This window comes from Clostridium facile, from assembly GCF_014297275.1.
GTDB lineage: Bacteria > Bacillota > Clostridia > Oscillospirales > Ruminococcaceae > Massilioclostridium > Massilioclostridium facile.
Genome location: NZ_JACOQK010000001.1, coordinates 627,381 through 642,434, shown reverse-complemented (window position 1 = coordinate 642,434; position 15,054 = coordinate 627,381). Strand labels below are relative to the sequence as shown.

Sequence of the window (15,054 nt, the reverse complement as noted above, 5' to 3'; positions counted from 1 at the left end):
GAAAGAAGGAGAATTATTTTGCAACATATTCAAGAAATTATTTTAGATATTGGGCTTACCGGAAAAAACCAACGGGTAAAAGCCAAACAGTGGGATAACCAAACCCGTATTGTCAAAGCAATGGTTTTAAACAACGGGGTGGCAGCAGAATTTGATTCCGGTATAAAAGCCCGCTACTCCTACTGTAAACCGGACAATACCCAAGTACTAGGGGATGCGGAACGCAATGGCAACCTGGTCACCATCCTGCTTGACCCCCAATGCTTGACGGTATCCGGCATTTGCTATTGCGACATCACCTTTTACCAGGGGGAAGCGGAAATTTCCACCGCAACCTTTGAGGTAGAGGTTTACCCTGGCGTATACAGCCCGGACCGCTTGGAAAGCAGCGATGAATACCTTTCCCTCTCCAAAGTGTTAGAGGAGGCACAAACCGCTGTGGAAGAAATGGAACATTTGAATGATGAGGTAACTTCCGGAGAGGAAGAACGTGTAAAAGCCGAAACTCAACGGAAAACCAATGAATCCAATCGAAGCAGTGCGGAAAGCGTTCGTATCCAAAACGAAAACAACCGGATTGCGGCAGAAACAAACCGCGTCAATGCGGAAAACAGCCGTGTTACCGAATTTAACACCATAAAAAGCAAATCCGATACCGCAATCCAAAATGCCCAAAGTGCCGCCAAACGTGCTAATGATGCAGCGGCAAGCGTAGAAGGTACCGATATAGGCAAAGTAATGGAAGAATTCAAAAAATATGTACCAAATACACGCACCATCAACAGTAAGCCGTTATCTTCGGATATTTCCCTTACCTATACCGACGTCAATGCTGTGCCTACTACCCGCACGGTAAATGGTAAGCCTTTAAGCCAAAATTTAACCGCCGCGGATATTGGCGCCTGCCAGCCTGGTTCCATTCTTGTTTGGTCTACATCTACCGCACCAACCGGCTGGCTGCTTTGTAATGGTTCATCCGTATCCCGCACCACCTATAGTGCCCTATACAATAAAATTACCACCAAATATGGCAGCGGAAATGGCTCCACTACTTTTACACTGCCTAATTTAAAAGGGCGTGTTCCGGTTGGTGTTGGCAGTTCCCCCTTTACCTCACTAGGAAACAATGGGGGTTCCACCAGCGTTACCCTGACTGTTAGCCAGATTCCACAACACAATCATGGCCAGGTTGTCACGGCAGGGGAAAACGGAACCAGTACTAGAATTGACTATGCTGGAGATGGCGCAGGTAACATTTATACACAAGGCGCCAAAAGTGAGAATACTGGTGGAGGATCATCCCACACCAACTTACAGCCATACTTAACCGTAAACTACATCATTAAATATTAAGGAGGAAAACAATTATGGCATTAGCAAAATTATTAACTGGAGAATATGGACGGATGGATGGGCAGTATCACCGCATCCAACAAGTAATTTATGATTACGATACCAACCAGCTTCATTTTACTATTTTCCACTATGCGGACCAATCATTCCGCGACCAGGAAAAAGCGGAAGTGGAAGAGAAAAAAGAAAAAATCCAGCGTTATTATGAATTGGAAGCAAAAAAACAGGAGTATGACGAGAAAAAAACCGGTATGCCTTTTGAGGAATGGGAAGAACTGGCTGGATTAAATATTCAGGAATTATCCAAACTGGATTTTGAACCCCGCCATATTGGCAGCACAAATTACACCATTGAAATTACCGGCGACCCAAGGGAAGAAATTTACAATGCAATTGAACAGACCATTGGCCAATTTGAAGGGGCAGTAGAAATTTGATTGATTTTATCCTGCACTATTGGGTGGAATTTATTTTAGGGGTTATCTCCGCCGGGGTAACCGCCATGTTCGCGATGTGCTACCGGAAACTGGTGCAAAAGGGTCGGGAACAGGAATCCATGCGGGAGGGCATCCTTGCCATCCTGCATGACCGTTTATACCTGATTTGCCAATACCATTTAGGCCAGGGGGAGATTTCCCCCAACGCCTTAAAAAACATTGAATACATTTACAAAAGCTATCATAAATTAGGCGGAAACGGCACTGGAACGGAACTGTACCAACGGGTAAAAAAATTGCCGTTGACGCTGGAAGGAGTGGATTACGATGAAAATTAACTGGAAAGTACGGTTGCAAAACAAAACTTTCCTGATTGCGTTTATCGGCGCAATTTTGACGTTTGTTTATACCATTCTGGGGATGTTCGGGATTGTCCCTTCCATTACCCAAAATATGTTGACCGATGCGATTATGGCTCTTATCAATATTCTGGTGGCTTTGGGCGTTGTCACCGACCCTACAACCCAAGGTATTGGGGATAGTTCCCAGGCAATGTCCTATACCATTCCAAAATAGGGATCATAAACAAGTGTGATATTTGTTTTTACAAACCTGTAACTTCTTATGCCAATAAAAACAGGACGTGATCGGTTTTATCTTTTTCTGTTAACCAAAACTTACAAATTGTTTTTTCCGATTGCAAAAATTTCTTAGGAAAAAAGTCCTCTAGGCAAAATATTGATTCCTTATCATTCACGTAATACCAAGATACAATCTATCTCCCATCTTTTTTAATACTTGACCAATTTCAAAAAGCAGATTAAAAAAGCCATAAAACTCCCCCGGTTGAGCAGAAGTGTTCCGGGAAACTGTTGTTGTTTCCCGGTTCACACCCGCTTAACTGGGGGAGTTTTTCTTTGGTAAAAATAATCCGTAAAATACGAGTTTCGATGCTACCTAATCGTTGGCGCTTTTCTTTTTGGTAATAGCAACCGCTGCCATCACAACCATTCCACTGGCCAAAAGCAATACCATCCAAAGAAGAGCATTGTGGTTCTCGCCAGTTTGGGAATTGGATACATCAGAACCCGATGTGGAATCCTGTGCTATTGCCATACTACAAACATCACAAGTTCCATCCCTATCTTGATCCAAATGTGCGGTTTTCGCAATCTTACCATCGCCTAGTTTCCATGCTTCCAGATCAACAATCTCTGTCAAACAGGAGGCGTCTTCAAAATATTTGCCACAAGAACAGGTGTAGTAATCTTTTACGCCATCCGCAGTACATGTTGCTGGCGTGCCAGGAACCAAAGTACCCAGATGTGTGTGTGCCAATGCTGTTTGATAGGTATCCCCACAAGCATCGCAAACATATTCCGCCAAACCGCCGCCTGCTTCAGTAGGAGGAACCAGGATATGCTCGGTATAGCTGTGTTCATGGCCATCGGTTACCACAACCGACATTGGGATATCTTTTGCTATATAGTGGAAATAACTATCGCCATGGTCCACTGGGTCCAAATTCAAAGAACTTTGCTTTGTCCCCAAAAACTGCATAAACCGGGACGAGGTTTCATCAATGATAAGGTTCGAAGATTGTATGGTGGTGCCTTTTGCGCCATCCACTTTGGTTAAGGAATCCGCTAAGTGAATATATCCATAGGACTGGTCATCCGGGCTGGACGTAAAGCGATAGTCATCGGTCAAAATAGGCGCCCGATGTTCCCCTTCTCCAACACAGGAAGCATCCACTGTACCACCATTTAAATATAAATCGCCAGAATATACATAAATACCGGAAATAATACCACGGGCAGTGATGTTGGCACCTTTTTCCACAGTCACCTTAGGGGAAAGCGAACTGGAAAAGCCTATTGCTCCCTCCATATCCACTGTAGCATTTTCCAACAACACACTGTCTGCCCAATTTACTGAGAATCCAGCTGCATCTCTCGCCTTCTTAACCGCGCCAAAATAATCGTTTCCACCACGGAAAACATGGTTGCCTCCGGTAATGGAAATATCTTCTCCACAAAACGCATATACCCCAGTACCAATTGGATTTGTTGCTGTGGCGGTAAGGCTGCCTCCGGAAACGTGCATATAATCGCCTGGTTCCGAGTACATATCCGAACTACTACCAACATAAACGCCATAATCCGCAGCGGTTGCGGTTACAGTACCGCCGGACATATCAAACTTTTTCATCGCATTTAACGCAGTACCAGTATCTCCTGGTGCAAATACAGTTAAATCTCCACCGGTGATTGAAAGATTATCTGCTTGTAATTTTCCCACAACATTGGTTTTTCCACCAGAAAAAGTCGCTGTTTTGCGAATTTCAACCAATTCACTTTCCACAGAAAGGACACCCTCGACCTGATGGAGATTTGAAACAGATAAAGTATCATTGATCAGAATATTTGCGGTACCATGGTTTTCAAAATTTTTGATACGGTTAAAACATGGGTTTAGTTGATTCCCTCTAATATCTAATGTGCCATAGTTATATAGCTGTGACAACAATAAATAAAATCTACTATTTTCTATATCATTCAAGTTGCCTTCTAAAACACCATGTAAATAGATAGGGATATAGCAAGTTGCTGTAATCTGTATGCCATCCTCCGCATGTTCCGTAGGAGCCAGTGTTAGGCGCATCCCATCAGAGATTTCTATCCCCATATACTGCCCTACTATTTTTTCGTACAACTTATCAAACTGTTCCATCACCCAGTTATATTCTTCCTCTGTGAAATCCTCCGGTGCGGAACCATTGCAAAGATAATCCAAAAGGATATTCTCATATTCTGCCAACCCATCGTCTAACCCCAAAAAAGAATCTTCTGCACCGCTAAGGGTCAAATGATCTCCAGAAAAAACCATTTTCCCGCGGAAAACAGGGACAAACATCAAAGCATAATCCACATCAACAATCGAACAATCCCCATTTACCACAATGTGTAATGGGATATTACTCAATAAGCCAAAAGAAATTGTATTACTGTCTTGAAATTGTTTTGTAACCGCTTGGTTGGATAAGCCAAGCATTTTAAGAATTTCATCCGGTGTAAAGGAAATATCGCTGGTAATTTTCGCATTGTCCAAGGTTAAAGTATACACGCCATCCACTTGGGTCATTGTAGCGGACCCTCCTTGTGCAAAGCGGATGGTATCGCCAACACTTATTTTTTCACCGCCTACCCACACAGAGGGGGTAAGACTCTGCTCATATTCTTCAATTGCGGGAATAGTATCCACTTCTACATCCGGCATCGTGTACGCAGACACGCTAAATACCGGCAATGACCACAGGAAAAGAGTCACCATAAGCAAAAAAGACATAACCTTTTTCATTGGAATAAACATCTCCTTACGATTTATATTTTGTAACAAAAATATGAAATATCCTAATATTTGTGACGATATTGTTACAATATTATTATAATATTCTTTCTTAAAAAGTCAATCATTTTCGTTAAGATTGGGAATCAACACAGTTTAATGGTAACCATCCATCTCCATCTTGGTTTCATTTTTCTGTTTTCTAGAAAAGGATCTGCTCTTATATTGAAAAAACAGATTTTATTTGACTTAGGATTCCTTCCTTTTATAATAATGGGTGTGGCTTTTCCGAAAAGGTTCTATCACTGCTGCGAATCCCCACTTTTCTAAACTGTATTTTTATGATTCAGATAACAGAAACCCACTATAAAAATCCCCCAGCTCGATGGAAGTATGGGAACATCACGCTGAGTTAGGCGTTTATTTCCTTTCTTCCCTATTTTTTGGTGTAATAGGAAGCCAGCAAAATGAAGTTCCATATTCTACTGCATATACTCAAACTCTACTCCAATGTTAAAGAAATATACCCCCGCATTTCATCGGTACCCACTTTACTGAACATCCGATCAGCAGGGATAGTCGGGAAGTTTATAGTCATGACCTCCGGCTAAGCTGAAGGCTTGATTAAGCCCTAGAAGAGCATTTTACTGGCGGGCATCTAAAGCACTGAACATTCTTTCTCTTGCATCTACTGCTCCGCCGCCCGTAAACGGGCACTTATGCTTCTTTCCGAGCTTGTATGAACTTGCTAGATTGCTTGTTAGTAGCTCGCTTCGCTTGATACTTGAAGCGAAAGCTTTTTTATGGGGCATCTCCACTGGCTATGCCGGTGATTTCCCTAATCAACAAAAAAATAGCCAGCCCTTTTAAACCGATCAAGGGCTGGCTATTTTGTAAATTAATGATTCCTCTTACATGTTTTCTTGCGAAAAAACATGTATTGAAAAACATATAGATCATATCGAACACATTTATATATTACTATATTTTGTGAAAGAATGCAAGGGGGTTCCATCAAAATAATGGAAAAAGATTCCCATTATTTTTTGTATATAATACACAAATTTGCAAAAATGAACTTTGACCGCTCCATGTTAGCCAATAAAATATAAGTGAAAATGCAAACCAATTTGTTTTACCATGGGCAGATATCCTTTTATAGACAAAGAGAAAAACAGCCTCCCCTTTCCCCTTAGGAAGCTGTTCTTCTCCAAAAATAAAAAACTTAAGATAACATCTTCTTGGTTCCAATAACATCGGTTATTATTAGAACCATCTTTAGTATAGCATAGTTTTCTCCAAAAAACAATATCTGTAATTTAGCCTTTTTATTACATTTTTATCTATTTTTCGACGAAATTCTTTTTTGTTTTCGTTTTTTTTACTTTATTTTCGCGCCAAAAAGGAGCGAATCCAAAAAAATCATCGAAACTTTGTGCATTTTAACAGGAACGAGCCACCAAGCTACCCGGTATACTATCGCTACTGCCATAAACCATCCAGTGATTGGCATAGAGAACCAGATGGAATCTGCCTCCCAGTATCGCTGGCAACAGATAAATAAGTGCCCAATCACCACCATCTCATGGAAAATCAATACAAAAAACGATATCCCCGATTGGATTAGGAATGGGAAATAATCTATGTCGTTGTGCAAAAATGCCACTAACATTTGGATTCCAGAAAAAACAAAGCACTGGAAACGGATACCATAAAAAATTTGTCAAGGATTGAAAAACTATTTTCCATCCGGTACAATAAACATAGAAAAGACGCCCACCATTTTTTTGGCTCGGTATCAAACCATCCAAAATCCATATAAACTTTGCGTCTTAAAATGGGAATCCATCCGCTGAAAAAGTAAATCTGGTTCCCAGCGTAACAGGAGGTATCACATGGAATACAAGATCCGGCCCCATCACGGGCTGTGCATCGCATTTTTTGAAGGAAAGGGCTACAGCCCAGAATTTGTCCGCCATATGGAACAGACCATCGCCAACCTGAAGCAGGCTACCATCCAACTGGTGCAGGGGGCGGACGAGATTTGTTCCCACTGCCCCAATAACCAGAACGGCGCCTGCACCCAGACGGACAAGGTAGCGACGTTTGACCGGAGGGTTCTGGAACTCTGCCAACTACAGCCGAGCCAGCGGATCACCTGGCAGGAATTTTTTTGCCTAGTAAACCAAAACATTCTACAGCAAGGAAAAAGAAAACAGGTGTGCGCTGATTGTGAATGGGATTCCATCTGTTCCAGCAAAGGCGATTGATATTGCCCCCCTTTGCCACTGCCGAAGCGGGAAAAACCCGAGTATAATAAGGGCAGTAACACCAAAGGAGGAATCTCAATGGGCAGCAAGCTGACTGAACAACAACAGCAGTTTATGAAAGAGCACATCAACCAGTACAAGCAGCGGGAATTCGCCCAGATGTTCGGGGTATCCATTGGGCTAGTCAATTTAACCTTAAAGCGCCTGACCCGCCCCAATATCATCCCGCTGCCAAAAAAGGAAAATCCCCAGCCAAAATGGCCCACCACAAAGGATATCTGCACGGCCAAAAAATGCGTCTGGCGGACGGACTGCGGCAAACAAATCGCCATCTGCCTACGCCATGGCATGTATTGCCCCTACCGGCGTCTGGCTCCAAAATAATCCCTCTTGACAAAAAAACAGATTGGTTATTATACTAATGTTAGCAGATAATCCGTTTTGAAAAGAGAGAAGGAATTTTTATGGAACGTTCAGATCTCATCCAACAGTTTAGTGATACAAGGGAAAAACAAGTAAAAGCGCTGTTTGGTTCTTTGGTGATTCTAAACAACCAGCTGCAAACGTTATTTAGCCAGTTTGACTCGGAAGTAACGTTAAAGCAGTTTGTGCTGATGACCATGATTAAAGAAGAGAAAGAAGGGCTTACCTATACCCAGGCTGGAAAACTAATGGGATATTCTCGCCAGAACGCCAAAAAGTTGGTTACCACCTTGGAGGAAAAAGGGCTGGGGCAGGTGGTTTCATCTGAGAAAGACTCCAGAGCGGCAAGAATATTGCCCACCAAACTGTTTTGGGAGTATTTTGATGATATCCAGATATTGCATCAAAAAATGCTAAAAAGCCTGTTCCTGTCTTATACCGACGAGGAATTGAAGCAGTTCTTCCAGCTTTTCATGAGGTTGTACCACGGTATGGAACTATTTGAAAAGGAAATTAGAGGAGGAAATTAAATGAAGGCGATTATCATTTACCGTTCCAAATACGGGGCGGCAGAACAGTATGCCCAGATGCTTGCCCAGCAGTTGGGATGTGAAGCGATGGACGTTCGCCACGTTACGGGGCTGGGGCAGTATGATACCATCCTATTTTGTGGCGGGGTTTATGCCAACGGTATTGGAGGGATTTCCTTTTTGAAGAAAAACCTTTCACAGCTTGCGGGAAAGCGGGTTGCCATCTTCGCGGTGGGGGCTTCCCCCTACGAGGAAAAAGCAATGGATGCCCTAAAACAACGCAACCTGAAAGGCGGTCTGGAGGATATTCCCCTATTTTATGGGCGGGGCGCCTGGGATGAAGGACGTATGTCCTGGAAAGACCGTACCATGTGCCGGATGCTGAAAAAAATGGTTGCCAAAAAAGACCCCTCTACCTACGAGCCGTGGGAAGCCGCCTTGGTGTCCGCCGGAGAAAAATGCTCCTGGGTTAGCCCAGATTATCTCTTTCCCCTGCTGGAGTATTGCAAACAACCAAAGTAACACAATGCAAAAGCCATCCTTTTTGGATGGCTTTTTTGTTGTTTGTTGTAATCTTGCAGGAATAAAGTTTTTCCATTTATGGGTTGCAGTGTTTACAGGGGGAATACCCTTTGGCAATGGCTTCTTCCCTGCTGGATGCGGTTGCCTTGTTGGAATCTTTCATTTTTTTGATATCGCCACAACTGGAGCGATGGAACTTTTTTGTATTGGTATTTAAAATATAGGTCTCGGTAGAAGCGGGTGCGGATGGCGCTGTTGGCGTATTTTTAGGTTGCTGCGCTGCCGGTTGTTGTCGCTGTGCCTGCTGCTCTTGTTGTTTCCTTTGTTCTTCCTGTTGTCTGGCGGCTTCCGCTGCGGCAGCTTCTTCCGCCGCTTTTTGGTCTTTTAAGCTTTGTAATGCGGTTTCCGCTTGGGTTAAGGTCTCCGAATTGGTTACAAACTGTTTTGCTTCTTCAGGAAGCTCATTCCATTTTTCCCGTGCCACCGCAATGGTCGGTTCGGAATCCAGCGTCACTTCCCCAATGGTTCCAATTGCCTGGGAAACTGATTGTGCTTGCTGGCGCAATTTGTCTTTTTCAGGGTCTGTTACAGTGATAGAAACCTTATTGCTGACAATTTTACCTTTTTCCGTTGTAATAGACACGGAAACCGTGGTCGTCCCTTCTCCTACAGCAGAAATTTCATCCTGGTTGATGGTAACGATGTCCGTATCGTCGGACTGATACTCCAAATGTTTTAGTATAATCCCCGTTGGGGTTGTTTCCACGTCAAACTCAGTGGTGTCCCCAACTTCCAGTGTTTCGGACGTTACGGTGAAAGTAAGGTTGGTTAGCTCCCTTTTTGGTAGCTCACAACCCACAAACACAAAACAAACCGATAATAAAACCGCAATGGCTGAAAAAATTCTTGTCTGTAATTGTTTCATCAATACAATCTCCTTTTATGACAATTAAAATATGTCCTATGATGTAATCTAGTTTAATCCCAAATTACAGAAAAATTTGTCGAATTCCCTCAATTTACAAATGATAATGGAAAAAAAGGGATTGTATGTATGTTTTACGTAACAACGGCTATTTCGGCTGTTGGCTGTTTTTGGTTTTTTCTTTGTTTTGTTCTTTTAATAGCATCATCATGCCCTGTAAGCGGAGCTTATCCTCAATAGAAATGGTTTTTAACAGCTTACATATTTCCCATGCTTCCTGAAATTCTTCTTTTACATTGGTCATAATATTTCCTCCTATATACTGTCGCAAAATTCGTACCAAAGTGACTGCAAATAATTACTATGGAACTATTATAGATTATTTTGTAACGAATGTCAAGAAAATCTTTATAGATTTATTGACTATGACATATAAATATGCTAATATCTATAATTAAGGATGGTGTTACTATTGAATGAACGTATAAAAGAATTAAGAAAAGCCTTACATCTAAGCCAAAGCCAATTTGGTAAAAAATTATGCGTAACTGGACCAGCTATTTCACGGATTGAAAAGGGTGATAGGGCAGTTACAGACCAGATGGCAAAAGCCATTTGCAACGAGTTTAACGTAAATCCTGATTGGCTATACAACGGCACAGGAGAGATGTTACGGGAGTTCCCAAGCCCATTGATGGAACAATTGACTGAAAAATTTAAACTGGACGAACTGGAACAAGAATTGATTCAGGACTATCTCAGCCTGGATATTGAAGAACGGCAAATGATTGCCCGCTTTTTAAGGGGTAAAACACAACATAAATAGGCAGTATGTACCCTTGTAGTTTGTCGAATTTTGTGATATCATGGTAATCAAAAGGAGAGGTTACCATGAATGAATGTGTAAAACAGTTGCGTAAAGAATTAAAATTAAACCAAAGTGATTTTGGAAAAGGTTAGGTGTGACTCCCGCAGCTATTTCTAAAATAGAAAAAGGAGAACGAAAATTAACGGTACAAATGGCAAAGGCCATCTGTAATGAATTTCGAGTAAACCAAGAATGGTTGATTCATGGAGCCGGTGAGATGTTTCAAGAATTCCCCACCACTCTGTTAGACCAATTATCAGCGGAATTTGACCTTGACGATATGGAAAAACAACTGGTAAAAGATTTTATCACTCTGGATAAAGAACAACGCCAAACAATCACCCAATTCCTGCAAAATGCGATAAACCAGTAAAAGCAGAAAGCAAACCAGCTTCCTGCTTTATTTTTTGTTGTTCTTTGTCGTTTTTTGTGATATTATGGTTATAAAAGGAGGCGCTATCATGAATCAACGGGTAAAAGAATTACGGAAACATTTACAAATGAATCAAGCAGAATTTGGAGAGAGGTTGGGAGTAACACCAACTGCTATTTCCAAAATAGAAATAGGAGAACGAAAATTAACGGTACAAATGGCAAAATCCATTTGCAACGAGTTTAACGTAAATCCTGATTGGCTATACAACGGCACAGGAGAAATGTTACGGGAGTTCCCAAGCCCATTGATGGAACAGTTAGCCCAAGAATTCAAGCTAGACGAACTAGAACAGGAATTCATTCAGGATTTCCTCACCTTGGATGCCACAGAACGCCAGATTATTGCCCGCTTTTTCAGAAATCCAAGATAAAATCTACTTTTTTGTTGTTTTATTTATCACTAATTTAACATATAAAACTGCGTCTGGGGAGTCACTCTGTGGCTCCCTATTTTTTATGCTTTTCAAAAAATTTCAAACATTACACCTGTTTCAAACAAAATAACGTTAATTTTGTATAACTAGTATAAAAATTATATAAATATTTTGTGCATATTTTTGATATTATTTCTTGTATTATTTGAAAAAATGTTGTATAATGGAATTATACCAAAAGAAAGCAGTTGGCTAAGAGGAATCTTCTTTCTCTGTGCTAGCTCATATAACAGGCTGGGATTTGTTGAACACACAAATGCTGCAAGTTTTCTTACAGCATTAACATATTTCTACTTGTTATGAACTTCTTTGTATATTTCTTCTATTCCTGCTGTTATAAATGGTAGAAATTTTATTTTTTGTAAGGGATTTTTTAAACCATATCATTTCATACAACAAAACAGCCCTACCGAAAAAAGGTAGAGCTGTTTTTTCTTTTTTATTCCATGGCAGCATTAATTGCCGCAATCGCGCCATCCGCAACAGCGGTTGCCACCTGACGCACCTGTTTTACACAGATGTCCCCTGCGGCATACACGCCGGGCAGGGCTGTTTGCATCTTTTCATTCACCGGGATAAAGCCATCCTGCAATTTTAACTCGGAATACATCTCAGTGTTTGGGGTGGAACCAGCATAAACAAAAATACCACAGCCAGGATCTTGAATGACCCGTTTTTCCCCTGTTTTTTCCGAAGTAATCTCCAGGGTATCCACACAGTCCTTTCCGGAAACTCTGGTTAAGCGGGAGTTCAGACAGACTTCCATATTTGGGCTTGCTTTTACTTTGTTCAGGAACTCTGGAATCGCCCCCAGTTTCTCCTCAAAGTGGATGATGGTTACCTTTTTCGCCAGTTTGGAAAGGTAAATCGCCTCTTTGATTGCTCCGTCGGCGCCGCCAACCACATATACGTTTTTTCCAGCATAAGCTGCGCCGTCCTTTGCGGCATTCATGCCAATTCCCTTGCCTTTGAATTCCGCTTCCCCAGGAATCCCTAAGGTTCTGGCAGTAGTCCCGTTGGCAAGGATTACTGTGCGGGATTGGTAATAATCTTTATTGGTGACAATCTCTTTGATATCGCTTTCCAGGGTAACCGAAAGCACTTCCTCATCGACAATTTTCACGCCAGCGCCCAAAGCCTGGGATTTTAACCGTTCTGCGAAGGTTTCCCCGGTTTCCGGCTCCACCAAAGCGGAATAATGGGTTACAGTGGATACTTTTCCGATTAACCCGCCTACCTGCTCTTTCTCGATGAGCAAAGTGGATTTCCCCCTACTCACAGCATAAATAGCAGCGCTAATTCCCGCTGGGCCAGCTCCAATAATCACAATATCGTACATGTTACAACCTCCTTTTAAATCTATCGTTATTGGATTACGTCATATGTTTCCTCATAGATAAACTGAATTTTGTTATGTTTGGTACACAAAATATGTGGTAGAATCCAACGAAATACAAATTGGTTTCGTTGAGCCTCATATGGATACTATTTTATAGCCGTACAGTTCAAAGCTTTCATAGACTATATCAACACTTACAAGGCGGAACATTTTATCTTCCTTGGCAATCTCAAATCGGAATGATTGCTTTCTTCCGCAAATATTACTACCCCACGAAACAAAATAGAATCCTGTATTTCAAAAATCAGTATTATTTCCTATGATTAATAGCTTACAACACAAAGCAAGAAAAGTCAACTGTTTCCAGGCAAAAATAAAAATAGTTATTATTTTAAATAATAACTATTTTATCCTTTTTTCTATTTTTCCTGGATTGGAGGGTTTTATCCATTTTTTAGCTTCTGGATAAAATCAATATCCGCCGGAAGCCAGTTGACCGTATCCAATTCCCCTTTTGCCAGCCAGCGGGCAGATTCGTGTTCCAACAGTTCCAGATTCCCCGAAACCACCTGGCAAAAATAACAGTACATCGTCAGGTGACAATCCGGATAATCGTATTCGATCACATCCGCCAGTTCCCCTACCTGTACAACGGTGTTCAACTCCTCTTTGATTTCACGTTTCAGGGCTTGTTCCGGTGTTTCCCCTGGCTCTATCTTCCCGCCAGGAAATTCCCACCAGCCTTTCCATTTTCCATATCCCCTTTGCGTGGCAAAAATGCGCCCCTCTTTTTGGATCACTGCCGCCGCCACTTGTATTGTTTTCATCCATTCCACTTCCTTTCTAATTCTTGTTCTCTTGACCCGCTTCAGGAAAATACCGATGCAGTGCTGAACAAATGGTATGGTCTAACGAAATCAATGTATGGAGTCCATATTCCCAATAATTTGTGTGGAAAAAAGGTGATATTCCTTTTTGGTAGGAAGCATCCTGTCCAATACACTGGATCGGATATTGTTTCAATTCCCGATTACTATAGATACATAATTCCATACAAGTTTCCGTACATTTCCCACGAAAGATTACATCATTTTCCCCTATTACAGCATACTCCAATTGATTCACAATATCTGCATTTGGGATTTCATCCCCATACCATTGGTATAACCCTACTAAAATAGATTCATCATGCCATGGAGTATCCATACTAGAAAGAAAAGGAATTTTTCTGATTTTAATGACCCTCAACAAAACATACTTATGAAGGAACTCTGGATAAAGGATTGTTGGATTTGTAATTTGGTACGCCAGCAAATCCCCCACCGCCCAAGGAGAATGCCATACAGATGGTGGCCTCATTTTTTTGGCTGCCGGCATAGGGGAATTTAAGGTGTCTTTTAGTTTTTGTAAGACCGTTATCCTCTTTTTTAATAATTTTTCATCCTGCTGCCATCGCTCTAAATCTGTTCCAGCATCAATAATCGCAATCGCCTGCTGTTTTACTTCGGGCAATAATCGCCCCTTTTTCCATTGGCTCAGCGCCAATGCCAGCCAGAAAACCGTTTCATCCTCTGTACCCTGAATTTCCGGGTAATCGGTTTCCAGTAAATATTGGGTTGCTTCCTCACTGGTTTTTCCTATCATTAATAGTGCATGATATTCATCCCGAATATCACATGCCACATCATCCGATAAAATCGCTGGTCCCCATACTCCCATCTACTGTTTACCCCCCATGTTTCATAATCCATTTGAAAAAATTTCCAAATCCTTCTTCAAATTCCAATAAGCATTCACCATTTACGGATATCGCAACAATAGGCATTATATATCCATCATAAAAATATCTTGGTGCTGTGATAAACTCAACTTGATCGCCTATTTTTATTTTTGTATCAATGCCGTTATCCTGTGCTATTCGCAAATTTTCTCCAACAATTTTAAAACAGTCGTCATCAAAAGTTGGTGTTAATTCCGAAAAGCCCAAATATAACCTGGTATTATCTTCACTGTAAGCAATGTGGGTCACTGTTCCAACCGCATTTACATAATTATCCCTCTGTGAATAGTACTTGACTTCTCTCACCCAATAGCTGCACCCTGAACAAAATAAAACAGTACACAGTATAAAAATGAGAATAACAGGCTTTTTCCTCATCTCCTCAACCCC

The 15,054-nt window shown here is 41.5% G+C and carries 19 protein-coding genes; 11 read left to right on the top strand and 8 right to left on the bottom strand.

The genetic code is table 11. The features are described 5' to 3' along the window. Positions 1 to 18 precede the first annotated feature (18 nt). Genes H8Z77_RS11550 through H8Z77_RS02595 form a run of 4 tightly spaced genes read left to right on the top strand, consistent with a single transcriptional unit; the run spans position 19 to position 2,366 of the window. Complete coding sequence (locus H8Z77_RS11550; RefSeq protein ID WP_186996091.1) at positions 19 to 1,353, top strand: phage tail protein; 1,335 nt, start codon at positions 19 to 21, stop codon at positions 1,351 to 1,353. Positions 1,354 to 1,367: 14 nt separating this feature from the next. Further along, positions 1,368 to 1,790: a hypothetical protein gene (locus H8Z77_RS02605; RefSeq protein ID WP_069988538.1), complete on the top strand. Its 423-nt coding sequence runs from the start codon at positions 1,368 to 1,370 to the stop codon at positions 1,788 to 1,790. Continuing rightward, the gene (locus H8Z77_RS02600; protein WP_083256428.1) at positions 1,787 to 2,128 is read left to right on the top strand and encodes a hypothetical protein; all 342 of its coding nucleotides are present in this window, start codon (positions 1,787 to 1,789) and stop codon (positions 2,126 to 2,128) included. The genes H8Z77_RS02605 and H8Z77_RS02600 overlap by 4 nt, the downstream gene beginning before the upstream one ends. Then, entirely contained in the window at positions 2,118 to 2,366 is a 249-nt protein-coding gene (locus H8Z77_RS02595) for a phage holin (RefSeq protein ID WP_069988537.1), read from the top strand. Before H8Z77_RS02600 ends, H8Z77_RS02595 begins: the two co-directional genes overlap by 11 nt. Before the next feature lie 381 nt (positions 2,367 to 2,747). Here the strand turns inward: H8Z77_RS02595 and H8Z77_RS02590 are convergent, their stop codons facing one another. Together H8Z77_RS02590 and H8Z77_RS02585 are read right to left on the bottom strand one after the other, a co-directional pair. Beyond that, on the bottom strand, positions 2,748 to 5,150 hold the full coding sequence (locus tag H8Z77_RS02590; RefSeq protein ID WP_186996090.1) for a hypothetical protein: 2,403 nt from the start codon (positions 5,148 to 5,150) through the stop codon (positions 2,748 to 2,750). A 1,369-nt stretch (positions 5,151 to 6,519) separates the two neighbouring features. Further along, complete coding sequence (locus H8Z77_RS02585) at positions 6,520 to 6,810, bottom strand: hypothetical protein (RefSeq protein ID WP_186996089.1); 291 nt, start codon at positions 6,808 to 6,810, stop codon at positions 6,520 to 6,522. Positions 6,811 to 7,033: 223 nt separating this feature from the next. Here H8Z77_RS02585 and H8Z77_RS02580 point away from each other — a divergent pair, with 223 nt between their 5' ends. From H8Z77_RS02580 to H8Z77_RS02565, 4 genes are all read left to right on the top strand, one after another. Continuing rightward, positions 7,034 to 7,408, top strand: coding sequence for a DUF1284 domain-containing protein (locus tag H8Z77_RS02580; RefSeq protein WP_186996088.1), 375 nt, complete (start codon positions 7,034 to 7,036; stop codon positions 7,406 to 7,408). A 78-nt stretch (positions 7,409 to 7,486) separates the two neighbouring features. Beyond that, on the top strand, positions 7,487 to 7,792 hold the full coding sequence (locus tag H8Z77_RS02575; RefSeq protein ID WP_186996087.1) for a hypothetical protein: 306 nt from the start codon (positions 7,487 to 7,489) through the stop codon (positions 7,790 to 7,792). A gap of 80 nt (positions 7,793 to 7,872) precedes the next feature. Beyond that, entirely contained in the window at positions 7,873 to 8,361 is a 489-nt protein-coding gene (locus H8Z77_RS02570; protein WP_186996086.1) for a MarR family winged helix-turn-helix transcriptional regulator, read from the top strand. Then, positions 8,362 to 8,883, top strand: coding sequence for a flavodoxin domain-containing protein (locus H8Z77_RS02565; protein WP_186996085.1), 522 nt, complete (start codon positions 8,362 to 8,364; stop codon positions 8,881 to 8,883). It abuts the gene before it with no gap. A 76-nt stretch (positions 8,884 to 8,959) separates the two neighbouring features. On the opposite strand, the gene H8Z77_RS02560 is transcribed toward H8Z77_RS02565, so the two are convergent. Both H8Z77_RS02560 and H8Z77_RS02555 read right to left on the bottom strand, forming a co-directional pair. Further along, positions 8,960 to 9,808 carry an Ada metal-binding domain-containing protein gene (locus tag H8Z77_RS02560; RefSeq protein ID WP_186996084.1) on the bottom strand — a complete coding sequence of 283 codons (849 nt, stop codon included), beginning with the start codon at positions 9,806 to 9,808 and terminating at the stop codon, positions 8,960 to 8,962. Positions 9,809 to 9,956: 148 nt separating this feature from the next. Further along, positions 9,957 to 10,112 (bottom strand): hypothetical protein, encoded by a 156-nt coding sequence (locus H8Z77_RS02555; protein ID WP_186996083.1) that lies wholly within the window; start codon positions 10,110 to 10,112, stop codon positions 9,957 to 9,959. A 168-nt stretch (positions 10,113 to 10,280) separates the two neighbouring features. Between H8Z77_RS02555 and H8Z77_RS02550 the strand changes: the two genes are divergently transcribed. The 3 genes from H8Z77_RS02550 to H8Z77_RS02540 all read left to right on the top strand — a co-directional run bounded on the left by H8Z77_RS02550 (position 10,281) and on the right by H8Z77_RS02540 (position 11,482). Continuing rightward, a complete protein-coding gene (locus tag H8Z77_RS02550) occupies positions 10,281 to 10,634 on the top strand; it encodes a helix-turn-helix domain-containing protein (protein ID WP_186996082.1) in 354 nt (117 codons plus the stop codon). Positions 10,635 to 10,770: 136 nt separating this feature from the next. After that, positions 10,771 to 11,049 (top strand): helix-turn-helix domain-containing protein, encoded by a 279-nt coding sequence (locus tag H8Z77_RS02545; protein WP_186996081.1) that lies wholly within the window; start codon positions 10,771 to 10,773, stop codon positions 11,047 to 11,049. Between the two features lie 88 nt (positions 11,050 to 11,137). Next, positions 11,138 to 11,482, top strand: coding sequence for a helix-turn-helix domain-containing protein (locus H8Z77_RS02540; RefSeq protein WP_286165391.1), 345 nt, complete (start codon positions 11,138 to 11,140; stop codon positions 11,480 to 11,482). Positions 11,483 to 11,984: 502 nt separating this feature from the next. Here H8Z77_RS02540 and H8Z77_RS02535 read toward each other — a convergent pair. From H8Z77_RS02535 to H8Z77_RS02520, 4 genes are all read right to left on the bottom strand, one after another. Further along, entirely contained in the window at positions 11,985 to 12,884 is a 900-nt protein-coding gene (locus H8Z77_RS02535) for an NAD(P)/FAD-dependent oxidoreductase (protein ID WP_069988526.1), read from the bottom strand. Between the two features lie 443 nt (positions 12,885 to 13,327). After that, a complete protein-coding gene (gene mutT / locus H8Z77_RS02530) occupies positions 13,328 to 13,711 on the bottom strand; it encodes an 8-oxo-dGTP diphosphatase MutT (protein ID WP_069988525.1) in 384 nt (127 codons plus the stop codon). 16 nt (positions 13,712 to 13,727) lie between these two features. Further along, complete coding sequence (locus H8Z77_RS02525) at positions 13,728 to 14,603, bottom strand: hypothetical protein (RefSeq protein ID WP_186996079.1); 876 nt, start codon at positions 14,601 to 14,603, stop codon at positions 13,728 to 13,730. A 7-nt stretch (positions 14,604 to 14,610) separates the two neighbouring features. Continuing rightward, complete coding sequence (locus H8Z77_RS02520; protein WP_186996078.1) at positions 14,611 to 15,042, bottom strand: hypothetical protein; 432 nt, start codon at positions 15,040 to 15,042, stop codon at positions 14,611 to 14,613. Positions 15,043 to 15,054 lie beyond the last annotated feature (12 nt).

Excerpts from the sequence above, each read along its gene's own strand:
- H8Z77_RS02570 (WP_186996086.1), top strand. The coding sequence starts at position 7,873 with ATGGAACGTTCAGATCTCATCCAACAGTTTAGTGATACAAGGGAAAAA.
- H8Z77_RS02580 (WP_186996088.1), top strand. The coding sequence starts at position 7,034 with ATGGAATACAAGATCCGGCCCCATCACGGGCTGTGCATCGCATTTTTT.
- H8Z77_RS02520 (WP_186996078.1), bottom strand. The coding sequence starts at position 15,042 with ATGAGGAAAAAGCCTGTTATTCTCATTTTTATACTGTGTACTGTTTTA.
- H8Z77_RS02575 (WP_186996087.1), top strand. The coding sequence starts at position 7,487 with ATGGGCAGCAAGCTGACTGAACAACAACAGCAGTTTATGAAAGAGCAC.
- H8Z77_RS02560 (WP_186996084.1), bottom strand. The coding sequence starts at position 9,808 with ATGAAACAATTACAGACAAGAATTTTTTCAGCCATTGCGGTTTTATTA.
- H8Z77_RS02535 (WP_069988526.1), bottom strand. The coding sequence starts at position 12,884 with ATGTACGATATTGTGATTATTGGAGCTGGCCCAGCGGGAATTAGCGCT.
- mutT (WP_069988525.1), bottom strand. The coding sequence starts at position 13,711 with ATGAAAACAATACAAGTGGCGGCGGCAGTGATCCAAAAAGAGGGGCGC.
- H8Z77_RS02605 (WP_069988538.1), top strand. The coding sequence starts at position 1,368 with ATGGCATTAGCAAAATTATTAACTGGAGAATATGGACGGATGGATGGG.
- H8Z77_RS02525 (WP_186996079.1), bottom strand. The coding sequence starts at position 14,603 with ATGGGAGTATGGGGACCAGCGATTTTATCGGATGATGTGGCATGTGAT.
- H8Z77_RS02585 (WP_186996089.1), bottom strand. The coding sequence starts at position 6,810 with ATGTTAGTGGCATTTTTGCACAACGACATAGATTATTTCCCATTCCTA.
- H8Z77_RS02590 (WP_186996090.1), bottom strand. The coding sequence starts at position 5,150 with ATGAAAAAGGTTATGTCTTTTTTGCTTATGGTGACTCTTTTCCTGTGG.
- H8Z77_RS02555 (WP_186996083.1), bottom strand. The coding sequence starts at position 10,112 with ATGACCAATGTAAAAGAAGAATTTCAGGAAGCATGGGAAATATGTAAG.
- H8Z77_RS02595 (WP_069988537.1), top strand. The coding sequence starts at position 2,118 with ATGAAAATTAACTGGAAAGTACGGTTGCAAAACAAAACTTTCCTGATT.
- H8Z77_RS02540 (WP_286165391.1), top strand. The coding sequence starts at position 11,138 with ATGAATCAACGGGTAAAAGAATTACGGAAACATTTACAAATGAATCAA.
- H8Z77_RS02565 (WP_186996085.1), top strand. The coding sequence starts at position 8,362 with ATGAAGGCGATTATCATTTACCGTTCCAAATACGGGGCGGCAGAACAG.